Source organism: Vibrio sp. 10N.247.311.14, from assembly GCF_041467715.1.
In the GTDB taxonomy this organism is placed as follows: domain Bacteria; phylum Pseudomonadota; class Gammaproteobacteria; order Enterobacterales; family Vibrionaceae; genus Vibrio; species Vibrio crassostreae_C.
This window is the reverse complement of record NZ_JBFSVE010000041.1, coordinates 13,367-31,413: the sequence shown is the minus strand read 5'-3', so window position 1 is coordinate 31,413 and position 18,047 is coordinate 13,367. Positions and strand designations below refer to the sequence as shown.

General features: G+C 45.9%; 12 protein-coding genes. 7 read left to right on the top strand and 5 right to left on the bottom strand.

The window, feature by feature from the left end; all coding sequences use genetic code 11:
* Window positions 1-317 precede the first annotated feature (317 nt).
* From AB6F11_RS15200 to lhgO, 3 genes are all read left to right on the top strand, one after another.
* Window positions 318-1,331 carry a TAXI family TRAP transporter solute-binding subunit gene (locus AB6F11_RS15200; RefSeq protein ID WP_104216318.1) on the top strand — a complete coding sequence of 338 codons (1,014 nt, stop codon included), beginning with the start codon at window positions 318-320 and terminating at the stop codon, window positions 1,329-1,331.
* A gap of 184 nt (window positions 1,332-1,515) precedes the next feature.
* Window positions 1,516-3,693: a TRAP transporter permease gene (locus tag AB6F11_RS15195; RefSeq protein WP_104216319.1), complete on the top strand. Its 2,178-nt coding sequence runs from the start codon at window positions 1,516-1,518 to the stop codon at window positions 3,691-3,693.
* A gap of 26 nt (window positions 3,694-3,719) precedes the next feature.
* A complete protein-coding gene (lhgO, locus tag AB6F11_RS15190) occupies window positions 3,720-4,934 on the top strand; it encodes an L-2-hydroxyglutarate oxidase (RefSeq protein ID WP_102393793.1) in 1,215 nt (404 codons plus the stop codon).
* A gap of 143 nt (window positions 4,935-5,077) precedes the next feature.
* Here lhgO and AB6F11_RS15185 read toward each other — a convergent pair whose 3' ends face one another.
* The 5 genes from AB6F11_RS15185 to AB6F11_RS15165 all read right to left on the bottom strand — a co-directional run bounded on the left by AB6F11_RS15185 (window position 5,078) and on the right by AB6F11_RS15165 (window position 12,183).
* Complete coding sequence (locus tag AB6F11_RS15185) at window positions 5,078-6,634, bottom strand: M28 family metallopeptidase (protein ID WP_104216320.1); 1,557 nt, start codon at window positions 6,632-6,634, stop codon at window positions 5,078-5,080.
* Between the two features lie 143 nt (window positions 6,635-6,777).
* Window positions 6,778-9,147, bottom strand: a complete 2,370-nt coding sequence (locus tag AB6F11_RS15180) for a M4 family metallopeptidase (RefSeq protein WP_104216321.1) — start codon at window positions 9,145-9,147, stop codon at window positions 6,778-6,780.
* Window positions 9,148-9,711: 564 nt separating this feature from the next.
* Window positions 9,712-9,987 (bottom strand): hypothetical protein, encoded by a 276-nt coding sequence (locus AB6F11_RS15175; protein WP_004732471.1) that lies wholly within the window; start codon window positions 9,985-9,987, stop codon window positions 9,712-9,714.
* A 135-nt stretch (window positions 9,988-10,122) separates the two neighbouring features.
* Window positions 10,123-11,442 (bottom strand): cell wall metabolism sensor histidine kinase WalK, encoded by a 1,320-nt coding sequence (locus tag AB6F11_RS15170; protein ID WP_104216322.1) that lies wholly within the window; start codon window positions 11,440-11,442, stop codon window positions 10,123-10,125.
* A 36-nt stretch (window positions 11,443-11,478) separates the two neighbouring features.
* Complete coding sequence (locus AB6F11_RS15165; protein ID WP_029235682.1) at window positions 11,479-12,183, bottom strand: response regulator; 705 nt, start codon at window positions 12,181-12,183, stop codon at window positions 11,479-11,481.
* Between the two features lie 288 nt (window positions 12,184-12,471).
* On the opposite strand from AB6F11_RS15165, the gene AB6F11_RS15160 reads away from it, so the two are divergent.
* From AB6F11_RS15160 to betA, 4 genes are all read left to right on the top strand, one after another.
* Window positions 12,472-13,569: an alpha/beta hydrolase gene (locus AB6F11_RS15160; protein WP_104216323.1), complete on the top strand. Its 1,098-nt coding sequence runs from the start codon at window positions 12,472-12,474 to the stop codon at window positions 13,567-13,569.
* 430 nt (window positions 13,570-13,999) lie between these two features.
* Entirely contained in the window at window positions 14,000-14,602 is a 603-nt protein-coding gene (betI, locus tag AB6F11_RS15155) for a transcriptional regulator BetI (protein ID WP_017070135.1), read from the top strand.
* A 92-nt stretch (window positions 14,603-14,694) separates the two neighbouring features.
* Window positions 14,695-16,155, top strand: a complete 1,461-nt coding sequence (gene betB / locus AB6F11_RS15150) for a betaine-aldehyde dehydrogenase (protein WP_102398297.1) — start codon at window positions 14,695-14,697, stop codon at window positions 16,153-16,155.
* A gap of 72 nt (window positions 16,156-16,227) precedes the next feature.
* Window positions 16,228-17,955, top strand: coding sequence for a choline dehydrogenase (gene betA, locus AB6F11_RS15145; protein WP_104216324.1), 1,728 nt, complete (start codon window positions 16,228-16,230; stop codon window positions 17,953-17,955).
* Window positions 17,956-18,047 lie beyond the last annotated feature (92 nt).

Below are 18,047 nucleotides of genomic sequence, written 5' to 3'. Positions count from 1 at the left end.
AGAGCGGCTTCATCGCAGTGCTTGTTGATTTTTAATGAGCAATAAATGGCTCATTGCATATTTATCAATTTACATACATTGATCACACAAATGCAACATGGTGTGACTTGCTTCCCGATCTACAGGTGTTAATTCCGGTAGCCGATAAGCCAAAAATGGCTTACTTAATAACAGGGGAATAAGCAAAAAACGGCTTATTTTGAATAGGTTTTAAAATAAAAGTAAATTAAAACAAATAGTTAAAAACTGGCATTACGCTTGCTATCTATTGTTGTTAACAAAAATATAACGTGAATAACCCTACATGGAGAGTAACAATGAAATACAACAAGCTGGTTAAAACTTTAGCGCTAGCAATGGCTTCTCTTGGCCTTATCAGTAATGCGTCAGCTGAAGAAGATCGCAGCTATATTTTAGCGACGGCTTCAACGGGTGGTACCTATTATCCAGTGGGTGTGGCCTTAGCGACATTGAGTAAAGTTAAGCTTGCGCCTAAGCAGCACTTTTCTTTGGCGGCTATTAGTTCTGCGGGCTCGGGTGAGAACGTAAAGTTGTTGAACGAGAACGAAGCACAGTTTGCCATTCTGCAAGGTTTGTATGGTGCGTGGGCGTGGCAAGGGCTTGGTCCATATGAGAAATCAGGTCAACAAACACAGCTTCGCTCTGTGTCTATGTTATGGCAAAACGTAGAACACTTCATTGTGCGCTCTGATTTAGCAAAAACAGGCACCGTGAGCGATTTGGAAAATCTAAACGGTAAGAAATTCTCTATCGGTAAGAAAAACTCAGGTACTGAAAACTCAGGACGCCAGATCATGCAAGGCCTGTCGGTAGATCCAGAACAATTTAAACTCGCCTTTATGGGTTACGGCGGCAGTGCCAGTGCACTACAGAATGGCACCATTGATGGCATGAACACACCTGCTGGCGTGCCGGTTGGCGCAGTAACTCAAGCGTTTGCTGCCTTGGGGGAAGACATTCAAATCCTGTCATTTACCGATGCGCAGATCAAACAAGCGAACGGCGATTACAATATCTGGACCAAGTATGAGATCCCAGCAAACACCTACCCAGGTGTTGATAAGCCGATCACCACTATCGCCCAACCTAACTTTCTAGCGGTTCGTGAAGACATCTCTGAAGAAGATGTGTACCAACTAACCAAAGCTATCTATGAAAACCTACCTTTCCTACAAGGTATCCATAAAGCAACCAAAGCAATGGCACTCGAGAAAGGGATCGCAGGTCTGCCTGTTCCTCTTCACCCAGGCGCTGCTCGTTATTATCGAGAGATGGGCATCGAGATCCCTTCTGAGTTGATCGTTAACTAGCTTATCTGTTGTCAGGTAACTATTGGTTCGTGAGCTAATGATTTGTCGCGAACTAGCTGTTTGTCATCAACTAACCCCTTCGTGACTTAATTGCTTGGTGCACGTTCGCTCAAGAATGTGTTCGTGCACCTCCTCACTTTATGGATTTTCTCTTCGTGTTTGCTGCGGAGAGCAGGAGTTTTCTATGAGCGATTCGCTGCAGCAGGAACTGAAAAAATTTGAACTGCCGACCCGAACGGATTTTCCGTGGGTGGGCAAAGCAATAACGACAATGGGAGTGCTCCTCTCGTTGTTACACATTTGGTTTAACACCTTATCTACCTTGCCTGAACTTTGGATCTCGGCGACCCACTTCGCTGGCTTTGCGATCATTTGTGCACTCTGGTATCCCGCTCATATCTCGCTGAAAAAGAGCAAGATAGCGCTGGCTGTCGACATCGGAATTGCCTTGGCGGCTCTGGCTTGTCTTATCTATATCCCCTTCGCAGAAGACGCCCTTTATGACCGAGGCGTAAAATTTATCGCCAGTGATTGGTTTTTCTCTATCTTGGCGATTGCCATCGTCATCGAGCTGATTAGACGCACTATGGGCTGGTTCATTCCAGTGCTTATCTTAGTGTGTTTAAGCTATGTAGTGCTTTGGGGACAATGGACCAGCGGTATTTTTCATTTTCCGGGTTTAAGCCTTGAGACGTTACTTTATCGAAGCTTTTATTCATCAGAAGGGATGTTTGGTTCGATCTCAAGAATCAGTTGGACCTTCGTGTTCATGTTCATCTTATTTGGCGCATTTTTAGTTCGATCTGGTGTCGGCGACTACATTATTGATGTGTCTCGCGCAGCGGCGGGCAAAGTGATTGGTGGCCCTGGTTTCATTGCCGTTATTGGCTCCGGCTTGATGGGCTCAGTCTCCGGGTCGAGCGTAGCAAACACAGTATCGACGGGCGTGATCAGTATTCCCTTGATGCAAAAGGCAGGTTTCCCTTCGCGCTTCGCGGCAGGTGTTGAAGCGGCTGCATCTACTGGCGGGCAGCTGATGCCACCTGTGATGGGTGCGGGCGCGTTCATCATGGCCTCTTACACGCAAATTCCTTATGTCGATATTATTGCGGTTTCCTTCGTTCCTGCGCTTATCTACTTTTTGTCTGTGGCATTCTTCGTGCGCATCGAAGCAAAACGCAGTGGTGTGCAAAAGGTGACTTCTGGCTGTGAGCCTCTATTGAAAGTATTGCTGTCGGGTTGGCACAACCTGATCCCATTAGCGGTGTTAGTGACTCTGTTGGTGAAGGGCTTTACGCCGACTTACGCTGCGGGCATCTCGATTCTGTCTGTCGTGGTGGCTTCATGGTTCTCTAAAAATCACAAAATGGGTCCAAAGGCGATCATCGAAGCGCTTTCTCAAGGCGCAAAAAACATGGCGACCACGGCTGTGTTGCTAGTGGGTATTGGTCTAGTTGTTAATGTCATTAGCACTACGGGAATTGGTAACACCTTCTCTTTGATGATCAACAGCTGGGCGAATGGCGAGTTACTGGTGATGATCGCCTTAATTGCACTGGCGTCTTTGATTCTGGGCATGGGCTTACCAGTAACCGCGGCTTATATCGTGTTGGGTACTCTGTCTGCACCAGCTTTGTATAAACTGATTGCTGAAAGTCAGTTGCTCGACCTGTTGGTTTCGGGACAGTTACCGGAACAGGCGAAAGCTATCTTCATGTTGGCTGCGCCAGATAAGCTTGATTTGCTGAACGCGCCAATGGCACTTGAAACAGCCAAAGAGATGATTGCGTTAGTCCCTGCTGATTTTGTGGAAACTCTGCTTGAACAGAGCCTTGGCTTAGAAGCGATCAGCCTTGCACTGCTTTCTGCCCACTTGATCATTTTCTGGCTATCGCAAGACAGCAACGTGACTCCGCCTGTTTGTTTAACTGCATTTGCGGCTGCAACCATTGCTAAAACACCCCCGATGAGAACGGGATTAATGGCATGGAAGATAGCCAAAGGCTTGTATTTAGTACCATTGTTGATTGCCTACACTAACTTGGTCAGTTGGGATGTGATCTCCGTGTTAGTCACGGGTGGCTTTGCTGTTATTGGTACTTACGCGTTTATCGCGGCGATTGAAGGTTATCTAGAGAGCGAAGTTAATATTATTACTAGAGTAGTGTTGGTTGCGGTAGGTATAGCTCTAGTATGGCCTGATGTTTCAGTCGTGATCCGTTTGGTATGTGTTGCCATTTTTGTTGGCATCTTTATCTACAGCGGTCGTAAATACGATGCTAATCAAGTGAAAATGGAATCAGAAAGTGAGGAAAAAAAGTTACCTCAAACCGGGTCTAACACTGTCGCGTCTTCCCTATAATTAAAAGGATTGAATGTAGGAATATTATGAACTCAATATACGACTATATTATCGTTGGTGGCGGCATTGTTGGCGTGTCTACGGCTTGGCAATTACAGCAAGCTCACCCTGATAAAAGTATCCTTTTAGTCGAGAAGGAACGTGGTTTCGCGCAGCACCAAACTGGCCATAATAGCGGGGTGATTCATGCTGGTGTTTACTACGCTCCGGGCAGTTTAAAGGCGGATTTTTGTAAACGCGGCGTAGAGCGCACCATCGCCTTTTGTAGCCAACACGATATCCCCGTCGAAAACTGCGGTAAGTTGTTGGTCGCGACCAATGAGCAAGAAGTGGAGCGAATGAATGCGCTCTATCAGCGTTGCCACGATAACGATATTGATGTTGATTTGTTGGATCAAGCTCAGCTCAAACTTGCCGAGCCAAATATCACGGCTTTGGGTGCGATTTATGTCAAAACCACCAGTATCGTCGACTACAAAAAAGTCACCGAAGTGATGGCTCAAGAGTTTGTTGAGGCGGGTGGTAAGCTTAGCCTTGGTACGGAAGTGATCATGGCCGATGAGCAAGAAGATGAAGTGCAGTTAACGTGCAAAGTAGATGGTCAGACTCTTCAACTGAACAGTCGATTCTTGATCACGTGTTCTGGCTTGATGGCCGATAGAATGACCAAGATGTTAGACATCGAAACCGACTTCCAAATCGTGCCTTATCGCGGTGAGTATTATCAGTTAGACGCTAAGCACAACCAAGTGGTGAATCATCTTATCTATCCGATCCCTGACCCAGAACTGCCTTTCTTGGGCGTGCATTTAACACGCATGATTGATGGCTCCGTAACAGTAGGGCCAAATGCAGTTCAAGGCTGGAAGCGAGAAGGTTATGGCAAGCTTAACTTTAGCTTCAAGGACACTTGGCAGATGCTGAGCTTTGTGGGTTTTTGGAAAGTGACTGCGAATCACTTGAAAACGGGTTTGGTCGAGTTTAAGAACTCGTGGTGGAAACCGGGATATCTAAAGCTAGTGAACAAATACTGCCCGAGTATTACGGTTGATGATTTTAAGCCTTATCCTGCTGGGATTCGTGCTCAAGCGGTACTGAAGGATGGCACCTTGGTCCATGATTTCCTGTTTGCCGAAAGCCCAAGAAGCTTACATGTATGTAACGCGCCATCACCGGCTGCGACCTCTGCAATGCCGATTGGTGAGTACATCTGTGGCAAGGTAATGAAAAAGACGGCTTGATGATAACTAAAGGTTATTAAGTTGAGATGCTCTCCGAAGACAATAAAAAATCCGCAAGCTCCAATCTATTTATGATCGTGGGCTTGCGGATTTTTAGTTTTAGCCGTGTTTGCTAGGTTTAATTGTTAGTCAATTAACCAACCTTAAAGCCAATCAGGAACGAAGTTAGCGACGATGGTGACATCACTAAAGTTACGGTAACCGCGCACCATGATGCTGAATTCACCCGCTGGCTTGTTCAATACACACTGTTCGTTACTGCTGTTCTGGTATGGGCGGCAGTCGTAGTTCGCTTTCGATACGGTGCCGTTGTGTTTCACATATAAGTCGGCATCGCCACTTCGAGGGCCGGTTAATGTTACCGTTAACTGACCTGCACTTTGAGTCGTAAATGTGAAGAACTGCTCTTCACCATATCCTGCAGTAAGTCCTTTAACAGGCACGCCATTTTGCAGCTCTTTAGGGCCTGCAACGGGTGAATCAAGGCTGGTTTCGACAAGGTAAGCAATGGCTAGTTTGGCGAACTTGGTCGCGTGTGTCGCCGTAGGATCGGAGTTCTCAAGCGTGTCGTGCTGGGTATGAATACTTGGGTTGTAATCATTGAACATGCTCTCGAATGGCATGGCGGCTGGGTAGCCAACATTGTGCCAAGAAGCGTGGTCAGAACAGGCATAGCCACAATCATCGAAACCGTAACTGATCTCATTAGCGTAAGTGTCGATCAGCTCGCTCAAGTAGGCGGTTAAGTTACTGTCGGTATAGTCTGTGATGAAGGTGATATCGTGCGCCGAACCGTTGTAGTTGGTCATGTCTAATTGCAATACCGACACAACGTTGGCTTGTTCATCTCTTAAAGCGTTAGCGACATCTTGTGAGCCACGTAGCCCTACTTCTTCTGCAGCATAACCATAGAACTTAATGGTCTTGTCTGGCTGAATGCCACTGGCGATCATCAGGCGAAGCGACTCAGTTACGGTCGCAATACCAGACGCATCATCATCGGCTCCCGGTGAGATGGTGCCTTCGCTTGTCCAAGATCCAACGGTCGAATCAAGGTGCCCACCAACAACGACGATCTCTTCAGGATATTTAGCGCCAAGCAGTGTCACTTCAACGGATTTTTGCGGATATTCGGCATGCGTGATCTGGCGTGCAGACGCATAAGGCACATCTTTAATTTCCGTCTCCCAACGTTCTAAAAGCCAATCTGAAGCCTCGACACCAGTAGAAGTAGTATAAAAACGGTTGGTGAAGTTGGTTAGATTTTCGATGGTCGTGACCATGTTGTTCGGCTCGACCTGAGCGAGTAGGTCGTTCACCGTATCTTGATGGCTGATCACCGGTTTTTCGAAGGTGTTCATTGTCAGTGGCATCGCTGCGGCTTTGAGTGCGCTTGCTTTGTCTTCGTGCACCATGTAGCCACCACAACGGTGAGTTTCTTCATGCATGTGGCTGGATAGTTTCGCCAGCTCTTTCTGGTTGATTTTCGCGACGATGGAATGCTTGTTCCCCGTCACGCTTGGATAAACCGTTGCGCCATGTTGAGTCATTATATGCTGTGCGTCAGCATCGGTGGTGATCCAGACTTCTTCGTTCGCTGGTGGTGTGATACCTAGGGATGCGTAAGCCGAAGTGCTGGTGGTTAAGGCTAAAGAGCCTCCGAGCACAGCCAAAGCTAGCATGCTTTTTTGAATAGCCATTTGTCGTCCTTTTTATGGTGAGTATTGTTGTGTTGATTGGTGTGATTTTTGTGTAATACGTGGATGTTTTTGTGTAGATGTTTCATTTTTTAAGCAGATAACCGCGAAAAGGGCTCCTTTCGGAGCCCTGAATTTACTATCGATTATTGTGTTTTAATGAAACGGTAGTGCTTGGTTTCTGAACAGATATCGCTTGAGGTACACACTTGGTACTCCACATCTACTGTGCCGTTGTGACGGAACTTGTCGACGTATGAGTTAAAGTCTGTAGCACCAACATTCTTGCCATTACGCTTAATCACGAAGTAGTCGTTGGTGTCGTAATCCCATGCCAGCTTAACGCGAGCTTTGCCATTCGGGTTTTTGTTACCAAACTTCAGTTTTAGTGGGAAGCCTTCCGCTGAGTCACCTTCAATCGTAATCGACTTGCTTGTTGATGTTGCAACGCCTGCATCGTCAGTCACGGTTAGAGTCACCACGTAGTCGCCAGCTTCAGCGTAGGTATAACGAGCCACTTCACCGGTTTGTGTGTTGCCATCGCCAAGGTTCCATTGGTAAGAAACGATTTGACCATCGCTGTCTGAACTTGTGCTGCGTAGCTCGACTTCTTTACCGACAATCGTGTGTTCGAAAGAAGAGACGGGCGGCACGTTAGCGCTGCCTGATTCGTACGACGCTTTCAGATTTGCACCTGCGTAATCTGAGTAACCTAGAACGTTAACCGTGTAACGACCTGCGGTTGGGTTTTCAATCACACACACTTCATCGGTCACGGTTTCGCTCTTACAGATATTCTCCTGAGAGCTTGGCGCATAATCTAGGCCGACATAAATATCTGGGTCACCCGTAGACACAGCAAGATCAATCGTCAGTTTCTCTTGGCCTGATGGTACTTCGATATCAAAGTAAGTTTTCGAACCTGTTTCACCAGCAACTGCGGCTTCAACACCATTTTCAAGGCGTTGATATTCCGGTTCTGGTGGCAGTGGTGGCTCTGCACATGGGGTAACACCCACAAGACCGAACGCAGAAACAACGTCATCGGCATTGTAGCCAAGGTCTGTTGCCGAGTTTTTCACGCCACAAGCACCCTGCCAGAAGTCACTGTTTTCTGACCAGTAGATTTGGTTGGATAGCACGAAAAGCTCGAACGCTTTTTTAGTATCCCAGCCTTGCGTGGTTGCAAGGTGGTAGAAGGCCTTGTTGAACACGCCCGAACTGTAGTGCACATTCAAGCCATCGTAGTACTCGGATGCATTATTGATTGAAGAACCATCTCGTGATGGATCGTCCATGTAGCGTAGAGCTCCGTCGCCTTTAAAGATATTACGGCCGACCATCCAGTCGTTGGTGCCTTTCATGTAGTATTCTGCCGCTTCACCTGCCATATCAGAGAAGGCTTCGTTCATACCACCGGATTGGTTTGCGTAAACCAAACCTGAGTTTTGCTCAGTGAAACCGTGGCTCACTTCATGGGCTGATACATCTAGGCTAACAAGCGGGTAAAAGAAGCTCTCCCCATCACCAAAGGTCATGGCTCTGCCGTCCCAAAATGCATTCTCGTAGTTTTCACCGTAGTGAACACGCATCATGAGCTTGAAGGAGAGTGGCGCTGTGTCGAACCAGTTTTTATACATATCGAACACGATGTTGCCAAAGTAATGGGCATCGTTGAGTGGTGAGAATGCGCCGTTCACGGCTTTATATTCGTTACGAGGACATTCATAGCTGTAAGTGGTGTCGCCGTCGGTCGCGCCATTAAGGTCAACGGTAACGACATTTTCAGACTCCATTACACACTCTGTGCCCACTTCTTGAACATCAAGGTAGTGGTAGTCGGTGCCGTATTCGTACATGCCGGTTTTTTCGTTGCCGCCAGGGCCAGTACCGATCTGAGCATGGGCAATACCTTCCCAGCGGTCGATGACCTTGCCTGTGTGCGCGTCTAGCATGGTGAACGGTCGAGTCGGCTGTTCACTGCCTTCTACTAGGTAAGAGACAACGTACACTAGTCGTGTTTTATCTACGCTTTGCTGTCCGATGCCTTGCTTCACAGAGCCTTGATAGATAAATAGCTGATGTTGAACGTTGTCTAGAGATTTGCTGGTTAAGCCTTGAGTCTTTAGATCTTTACTTGCGAGTTCAACCGCTTGAGCGCTGTTGATTGATGGCTTAACAAAAGATCGCTCTAAGGTCGTTGTTTTAAGGTAGCGACCTTGAACGGACTTAAGTGCGCCACCTTGGACACTTTGGGTGGCATTTAGGTAATGTCCCCATACCGGTGTTCCCCAGATGTTCTGTTGGATCTTAACTTTGTAGATACCACGCTTTTTCAGGTTTACTTCTTTCACCATCTTAAAGCTAGAGGCGTTACTGACACCTAACTGAGAGTTCAACCCAGAAAAGCTAGTAAAGTTGATCGGTTGATCGATGTTAACGGATTCACTTGCATGTACTGATAAAGACATAGCACTCGCTATAGCAACGGCAACTAAACGCTTTTTCATTTTCATTGTTATTTTCTCTTTCCATGTAAAATCCATGAAAAAGTAACAAAATTATCACAACGAATTTACATCATTCGATCTGATTAATTAGTAGCATGGCAATGATCTCTTTTATTCATGAAACTTATATTTCTCGTATTTACAGATAGTTATCATTTCTGTTTATTTTTGAACGCACTCATAGGTTTTATTTATAAAATCATGACAATTTTATTAGGTGTTGTTTTTTATTGGAAATTAAGATTTCTAGGTAAATAGATCTGTGCCTCAATTAGCGGGCTCTGGGTTGATAGAAGGATCAACGATTTGGAAGTGTCATTTTGAGCGAAAGACGATTAAGCGAGTTTAAAGGCAATTTTGATAATAAATTGACGATTTTGGGGCTTATTTTCTGAATTGTTAGTTACAAGAGAGTTAGCCAAATGGGGCTTTATTTGGCACAGAGCACAAAAACGGCTGGATGAAAAAAGCCAGCGACGGGTCACTGGCTTAGATTAACTTAGTTTGTGCAGGCTACTGATTAAAGGTACGTAACTAATACACTTAGCTATGGTCTGCGACTAAAGCGAATTACTGCTTTTTACCGCCAACTTGAACATATTCAATACCAATAATACGGTTGATAACACCCAAAACAGAGGTCGTATCAGAATTTGTTGATGTAACGGTATCGACGGTTGCGCCTTCAGGAACCAATTCCATTGCACGATCTTGAGTGTTGCCCGGAACTTGGAAGCCTACAATGTTGAAGCTCTCTGCGTGCGCTGTGTAAACTTCTTCATTGTGGTTAATACCTGAACAACCTGCTAGAGAAACAATGCCTAAAACAACTAATAACTTTTTCATAAAAATACCTTAAGAATGATTGGAACCGAGATGGCAAGCCACAAAAGCAGTGTCGTGATTATCAAGATTCAATAAGTTCATGGGAGACAGCATCTCCCGACCGATGTTGAACATTATTCCAGAGGTGTTTTGTCGTTACTGTATGGGTTTGTCAGCTGAATCATTACATAGCTGAATGGTTATGGTGAATACTGCACCCTTTAAGGCTTGGCTCTGACCCACTTCCACAGTTGCGTTATGTTGAGCACAGATCTTCTCGACGATAGATAACCCTAACCCATGGCCGCTCTTGGCCTTGTTACGCGCTTTGTCGCCAACGTAAAAGGGTTCGAACAGGCGAGCTTGATGTTCTTGTGCCACGCCATCACCATCATCATGTACCGCGATCTGTAGCTTATCTTGATGCACGCTTGCTTCAATCGACACTTGCGAACGTGCGAATTTCATTGCGTTACGCACTAGGTTATCTAGTGCTCGGTTGAGTAGCGTTTCGTCTGCCATTATCGAGCTAGATTGCTCAGGTAATGAAAGGTCGATGTTGAGTTGAGTGTCTTTACTCCAACGCGTCATGGCGTGGTCGAGAAAGTCTCGTATCTCTAATGGTTGTTGTAGGTTTTCTAGGTCAGTGCTATCGAGTTTGGCGTAATACAATAGTTCATCGACCATCTTTTCCATCTCTTCCGTGTCTTCGACAATACTCTCAATCGTGCTCTCTTGCTCTGCGCTTAGCTGGGTGTCTTTCAACATTTCAGCTTGCCATTGAATACGGAATATTGGCGTGCGCAGTTCATGAGCGACAGCATTAGTGAGTGAGCGATTACTTTCTACTAAGCGATGAATTCGGTCGGCCATTAGGTTGAAGGATTTGTTCAGTGAACCAATCGCAATGCCACTTGAAGTTTCGGCTCGTGCCGAGAGATCGCCTTCCGCAAAACGCAGAGTGGCAGCCTCAAGCTTTTTAACTCGGCGGAAGATAATAAATAGATGACATAACCCATATAAGATAAAGCTCGCTAAAAAGAACAACCAAATGAGGTCATCCTCCAACTCTATTTTTTGCCTAACGAACGCTTCACTGTTGGGGAGGTAGTGATAGGTATTGTCACTGCTTGCTAAGCGAAACCATAGGTCCCGTTCATCATCGTGAAAAACAAAGGTATTTGGATTCGTGCTGAAGAACTCTGAAACGGGGCTAGGTATTTCATCGTCTGGGCTGAATGTAACCAATTTATTTCGTGTGGTTTCTACAAACTGGTTTATCGCTTGATGAGCCGCTTCAAGGCCTTGATTTTTAGCGATGTTCTCGATCAATTGCTGGTGGGCAGCCGCTTCGTAATCTTCCAGTACGTATTCGTAGTCGGTATTGAGCTGATAGACGCTAATCTCGTAGGCGACAAGGCCGGCCATAAAGCAAACTAACAGCCCTATTAAGGACTCCAAAAAGATACGTCGCATAATCGCCCTCTTTTATTACGCTCGTATTGAGCGAGGTTAACGCCAGGCGGTCGAAACAAATAAGTAACCCTTCCCGCGAATGGTCTGAATTTTCTCTGCTGGTGTGTGGTCGTCGCCCAAAATCTTTCTTAGACGTACAACCTTGTTGTCAATCGTCCGGTCTATTCCGTCGTACTCAATCCCGCGCAATGTTTGCGTCAAGTAGTCACGAGATAACGGCGTGTCTGGGTTGCTTGCCAATAACCAAAGTAGGTCAAACTCGCTGTCAGTGAGTGATAAAACCGCACCTGAAAGTTCACACTTCTTATAAGTGTTTTTCAGAACGAGTTGATCGAACTGAAGGGTGTCTGAGTCATCGACTGAAGCGGTATTGGTGTCTTGGCGGCGTAATAGCGAACGAACTCTGGCCAGCAGAACTCTTGGTTTGATTGGCTTGGTGACATAGTCATCAGCCCCTGTCTCTAAACCAGCGACGTGGTCAAAGTCGTCATCGCTAGCAGTGAGCATCAAGATTTTACCTTTATAGTGCGTACGCGTCTGTCGGCAGATTGTAAGTCCATCAGTTACAGGAAGCATCAAATCCAGCAGTACGATGTCAGGTTGCTCCGTGAGGATGGTGTGTGCGGCATCACTGCCATCGTCCAACACCGTGACATCAAAATCTTGCGCGACGAAGTAGTCCTGCAACATTTTCTGAAGTTTCAAATCGTCTTCCACGATGATCATTTTAGGTTTTGTCATTCCATTATCAGCCTTGTCGTGCGTTTCACTTATTGAGATTAGGTGAGCGAGTCTTCGTCGTGATGAACCATTACGATTATACGCTATTGCATATAAGTTCAGATGCTTCGCCAAATACCTAAAGCGAATGATTAAACACTTTATAAGTTAGTTCAATGATGAATTGGCATTTATAGGAAAATAAAAAACATCGTTCAAATAGGCTCGACATTCTCATACATTTCCACGACAGATAAATTCAGCGCTAAACAATAGAATTTTCTCATCAAACATTTTGGGAATAACGGTATGAACGACTATAGAAATGCATTACTGGCGTTACCTTTGATTCTGTTAGCGGGCTGTAATTCAAGCTCTAACTCAGGTAAAGCTGCCACCAAAGTGCAAGCAAAACCTCAAGCGGATTACGTATTTTCATCAGCGAAACTGGGTGAGTTGTATAAAGAGCGACAAGAGGTCCAAGAATCCATAAAACTTGATTACAACGGTGTGCAGTATGAAATCGTTCTGTTTGCGGAAGATATTAGTGATAAGCAAAAAGTGGTTAGGCTTGCGGATAGTTTAGGTCAAAGTGTGGATCTGTACCTCCCTGATGCAGGATTTGATAGCTGCGGTATCTACACAGAGAGCAAGGGTTTGGACGTGTTTGATTGTGGTGCGGCTCAACGCTCAATCGGCAATGACACCACGTTAATTAACACGACGACGAATACTCATAAGCCCGTCGAGCTTGAGTATCACAATGAACTGGTTCAATACGTGACTAGCCTTGGGTCTACCATTCTGAGTAACACTAAAAGTGGGAACAAGGTAACGATAACCACCTCGTTTGCTTTCAACGCTTTTTACCGTGATGTGCTCAACGAGACTGGCGCTGTTGATCGCATTACTTCCACTCTAGGCGCATCAACCTATTCTCAGCTTTTTGATATCGTGAAATTGTATCAAGGCAGTGAGATGACGTTGAAGTTTACCAACCATATTGGTGGAAGTGCCGACGATGATATCAATATGTACACCGGTCGCATGATCCACAGTAACAACATGACGACGATCGTAACGCCTACGGGGTCGGTGTTCTCTGGCGGCACGGATCTTTTCGCTGGGGGTAACCCACGAGTTTTGCAACGAGCAGATACCACTAAAGCCATTGAGCTTAATAAGCAGGTTGGTGTGCACAGTTGGGCTGAGGATGATAAAACAGCCAAAGACTTCCCATACACGAACGAAAGCCATCGCAAGCAAGCGACCTACTTTAAAAAGGTAATGGGAGACAAAGGAATCGACTTCTATATCTTCACGTTGGATTCTGCTCCGGCTTCTGGCGAACACTGGGTGACTAAGGCTGAGTCAGATAAATACGGTTTCATCACACGCATTGAGTAGCTTAGGCTTGCAATAACATTAGAAACGACTGAGAAGGTTGGTGATGACGCTGTTGTCGCCAACCTTTTTTGTTCATTTTTTGATTCGTTACCTGTGTTGATTGTGGATTTCCTTGTCTTAAATTTCAGTATGAAAATTCCTTGATACTTCCTTTCCACTCCCTCCCCAAAAAGTTTCTACAAGGACTCTCACTGATTGATTCTTGAACTTTCTAAGCAAAAACATTTGACCAATAACTATCACACCTCAAATCTTCAATTGTTTTCGTTAGTGCTCTAAATGATATTTAAGCTGTTGTTCCATAATGATTTTTGTTGTTTTGAATGCTGTATTGTTATGAGTTTGTTTTAAATAATCATTTGAACCCTAACTAAATTTCTGTCATTTTATATTTAACTGAACGTTCAATATAAAATAAAAGGACTGAGAAATGCCGAAGGTCGGGATGCCTGATATACGTAAACCACAGCTTGTTCAAGCCACCATGACGGTGATTGATCGAGTGGGTTTGCATGCCGCGAGTATTGCGTTGATCAGCAAAGAAGCGGGAGTCTCCACTGGCATTATTAATCACTATTTTGGTGGAAAGCATGGGCTGCTCGAAGAGACCATGCGTGAAATCCTTCGCCAACTTTCTAATACCATCACGACTTCACTAAAAGCGCTTCCTGTTGATGCTCACCAACAGAGAATCAACGCGATCATCGATGGTAACTTCGAAGGTTACCAAGCAGAAAATAAGGTCGCGAAGGCGTGGTTGGCATTTTGGTCATATTCAATGCATGACGAACAGCTGAAAAGACTGCAGCGTGTGAATGAAAAACGTTTGATTTCACACTTACGTCTTGAGTTGAAAGGTATTTTGAATCATGAACAAGCGGATCTCGTTGCTCACGGGATTGCGTCTCTGATTGATGGTTTGTGGCTGAGAGGCACATTAAACCCAGATGGTATCGATGCTCAAAAGGCGCGTGCCATCATCAATGATTATCTAGATAAACAACTTACGTTCTACTCGTGTTACAGCAAATAGATCGCAGTGGTAGCGCTAGACCTAGAACGACCACCCAATACTCACATATAGACCAGTAGAGTCTAATAACAATAATTAAGTCAGAATCTCAAATGGAAATGAACTCGTTATACATCGATGGCGCAGCGGTTAAAGCAACCTCTGGTGAAACCTTTGATAGCATTAACCCTGCAAACGGTGAACCTATCGCGACGTTAGGCCAAGCATCTTCTGCGGATGTCGACAGTGCTATTGAATCTGCGAAACGCGGATTTGCGGTATGGTCAGCAATGACCGCTGTGGAACGCAGCCGCATTCTTTTGAAGGCAGTGGAAATACTTAGAGCTCGAAATAATGACCTTGCAAATCTTGAGGTTGTTGATACGGGCAAGCCTCTGCAAGAAGCAATTGAAGTGGATGTGGCGTCTGGCGCTGATGTTATTGAATACTTTGCTGGCTTGGCTCCAACGCTACAAGGCGACCAACAGCCGCTGAGCGAATCTCAATTTTTCTACACTCGCCGCGAGCCGCTAGGCATTTGTGCGGGCATTGGCGCGTGGAACTACCCAATTCAAATCGCGATGTGGAAATCGGCTCCGGCATTGGCCGCGGGTAACGCGATGATTTTCAAACCTTCAGAAGAAACGCCGCTCACAGCACTGAAGCTTGCAGAGATCTTTACTGAAGCTGGTCTTCCCGATGGCGTGTTTAATGTGGTTCAGGGCGATTACCGTGTTGGTCAGATGCTAACGGCGCACCCAGATATCGCAAAAGTGTCGTTCACGGGCGAAACCGGTACCGGTAAAGCGGTAATGGCAGACAGCGCTAAGACGCTGAAATCAGTCACCATGGAACTTGGCGGCAAGTCACCGATGATCGTGTTTGATGATGCGAAATTGGATGATGCAGTTTCCGCTTCGATGGTTGCTAACTTCTACACCCAAGGCGAAGTGTGTACTAACGGTACCCGTGTTTATGTACACGAAAACATCTACAACGCATTCATCGACCAACTTAAAACACGCACTGAGAAGCTGATCATTGGTGATCCAATGGACATGGAGACTCAGATCGGCGCGTTGATTTCTAAAGAACACCTTTCAAAAGTCCTTGAAGCCATTGAGCTAGCTAAGCAGTCGGGCGCAACTCTGCTGACGGGCGGCTATCAAGTGACAGACAACGGCCTCGAAAACGGCAACTTTGTTATCCCTACCGTGTTTGTGGATTGCGAAGACAACATGCCTCACGTTCAACAAGAGATCTTCGGCCCTGTAATGTCAGTGTTGAAGTTTACGGACGAAGACGACGTGATTCGCCGCGCTAACGACACCAAATATGGCCTAGCGGCTGGTGTGTTCACGCAAAACCTTTCTCGTGCGCACCGTGTTATTCACCAAATGCAGGCAGGTATTTGTTGGGTGAACACGTGGGGCGACTCACCAGCAGAAATGCCGGTTGGCGGTTACAAGCTTTCGGGTATTGGCCGTGAAAATGGACCAGAAACCCTACTTCATTATACGCAGACTAAGAGCATTCTTATTGAACTTGGCGACTACGCCAGCCCTTATGCCTAACGCGTAACACTCAATTTTATGGGTTAGCTTAACAGAGCTAGCCCTACTGACTCATCTCAGGGAAATCAAAACATGGAACAACGCTACGATTATATTATCGTCGGCGCGGGTTCGGCCGGCTGTGTGTTAGCGGATAGGCTAACGGAAAGCGGTGAACATAGCGTTTTATTACTGGAAGCTGGTGGTACGGACAAGAGTATTTTTATCCAAATGCCAACCGCGCTTTCTTACCCAATGAATACTGAAAAGTACGCTTGGCAATTTGAAACAGAGAAAGAACCGGGCCTTGATGGACGTGAACTGCACTGCCCACGTGGCAAAGTGTTAGGCGGCAGCTCATCAATTAACGGCATGGTTTATGTTCGTGGCCACGCGTGTGATTTTGACCAATGGGAAGAAGAGGGTGCGGCAGGTTGGAACTACCAAGCATGTCTGCCTTACTTCCGCCGTGCTGAATCATGGAACAAAGGCGGTGATGAATACCGTGGTGACAATGGCCCTGTCGGCACTTGTAATGGTAACGATATGGAGCTTAATCCACTTTACCAAGCGTTTATCGATGCAGGTAAAGACGCCGGTTACCCAGAAACACAAGACTACAACGGCTACCAGCAAGAAGGCTTCGGCACTATGCATATGACGGTAGACAAGGGTGTTAGAGCCTCAACCTCTAACGCTTATCTACGTCGAGCATTGAAGCGTTCAAACCTAACCTTGAAGAAAGGTATCGTGGCGCGTCGTTTCTTACTTGAAGCACTCGACGTAAAAGACCAGTCATCAAAAGGTCAATCAGGCTTGAAAGCCGTCGGTGTCGAGTTTGAAAAGTCAGGCAATACTCAAGTGGCTGTGGCGAACAAAGAAGTGATCTCTTCTGCGGGTTCTATCGGTTCTGTTCAACTGCTTCAGCTTTCTGGTATCGGCCCGAAAGCCGTGCTTGAAAAGGCAGGCGTTGAGCTTAAACACGAGCTGAATGGCGTAGGTGAAAACCTTCAAGATCACCTAGAAGTGTACTTCCAATATCACTGCAACGAACCCATCACGCTCAACAGCAAGCTTGGTTTAGTCAGCAAAGGCATGATTGGTGCAGAATGGATTTTGACTCGTAAAGGCCTTGGTGCCACTAACCACTTTGAATCGTGCGCGTTTATTCGTTCTCGCAAAGGATTGAAGTGGCCAAACATTCAATATCACTTCCTACCAGCAGCGATGCGTTACGACGGACAAGCGGCCTTTGATGGTCACGGTTTCCAAGTACACGTTGGGCCTAACAAGCCAGAGAGTCGCGGTACGGTTGCGATCACTTCTGCTGATCCGCATGCCAAGCCAGAGATCATTTTCAACTACATCTCGACTGAACAAGATCGCCAAGATTGGCGCGATTGTATTCGTCTGACGCGTGAGATTTTGTCTCAACCTGCGATGGATGTGTATCGAGGAAAAGAGATTCAGCCGGGTCTAAATATTACTTCCGATGAAGCAATTGATGAATGGGTTAAGCAGAACGTTGAAAGTGCTTATCACCCTTCATGTGGCTGCAAAATGGGTTCAGATGATGATCCAATGGCAGTGCTTGATGAAGAGTGTCGCGTTCGCGGTGTCGATAATTTACGTGTTGTCGACTCATCGGTTTTCCCAACCATTCCAAACGGCAATTTGAACGCCCCGACCATTATGGTTGCTGAGCGTGCTTCCGATTTGATTTTAGGTAAGCCGATGCTCAAAGCGCAGGACGTTCCAGTGTGGATTGCACCTGAGTGGCAAGAGAAGCAAAGAATAAATAAACCAGTAAGAGAAGCGTAAGCCTCTGTTATTAGTTCAAAAATAGAAAAAGCAAAAAGTAACAACAAAAATTAGTCAAAAGTCAGAAGAACTGCTCTCTATCGGTGTTGATA

What these genes read in the sequence shown, in the direction of transcription:
- AB6F11_RS15200 (WP_104216318.1), top strand. Translation starts at nt 318, where the DNA reads ATGAAATACAACAAGCTGGTTAAAACTTTAGCGCTAGCAATGGCTTCT.
- AB6F11_RS15195 (WP_104216319.1), top strand. Translation starts at nt 1,516, where the DNA reads ATGAGCGATTCGCTGCAGCAGGAACTGAAAAAATTTGAACTGCCGACC.
- lhgO (WP_102393793.1), top strand. Translation starts at nt 3,720, where the DNA reads ATGAACTCAATATACGACTATATTATCGTTGGTGGCGGCATTGTTGGC.
- AB6F11_RS15185 (WP_104216320.1), bottom strand. Translation starts at nt 6,634, where the DNA reads ATGGCTATTCAAAAAAGCATGCTAGCTTTGGCTGTGCTCGGAGGCTCT.
- AB6F11_RS15180 (WP_104216321.1), bottom strand. Translation starts at nt 9,147, where the DNA reads ATGAAAATGAAAAAGCGTTTAGTTGCCGTTGCTATAGCGAGTGCTATG.
- AB6F11_RS15175 (WP_004732471.1), bottom strand. Translation starts at nt 9,987, where the DNA reads ATGAAAAAGTTATTAGTTGTTTTAGGCATTGTTTCTCTAGCAGGTTGT.
- AB6F11_RS15170 (WP_104216322.1), bottom strand. Translation starts at nt 11,442, where the DNA reads ATGCGACGTATCTTTTTGGAGTCCTTAATAGGGCTGTTAGTTTGCTTT.
- AB6F11_RS15165 (WP_029235682.1), bottom strand. Translation starts at nt 12,183, where the DNA reads ATGACAAAACCTAAAATGATCATCGTGGAAGACGATTTGAAACTTCAG.
- AB6F11_RS15160 (WP_104216323.1), top strand. Translation starts at nt 12,472, where the DNA reads ATGAACGACTATAGAAATGCATTACTGGCGTTACCTTTGATTCTGTTA.
- betI (WP_017070135.1), top strand. Translation starts at nt 14,000, where the DNA reads ATGCCGAAGGTCGGGATGCCTGATATACGTAAACCACAGCTTGTTCAA.
- betB (WP_102398297.1), top strand. Translation starts at nt 14,695, where the DNA reads ATGGAAATGAACTCGTTATACATCGATGGCGCAGCGGTTAAAGCAACC.
- betA (WP_104216324.1), top strand. Translation starts at nt 16,228, where the DNA reads ATGGAACAACGCTACGATTATATTATCGTCGGCGCGGGTTCGGCCGGC.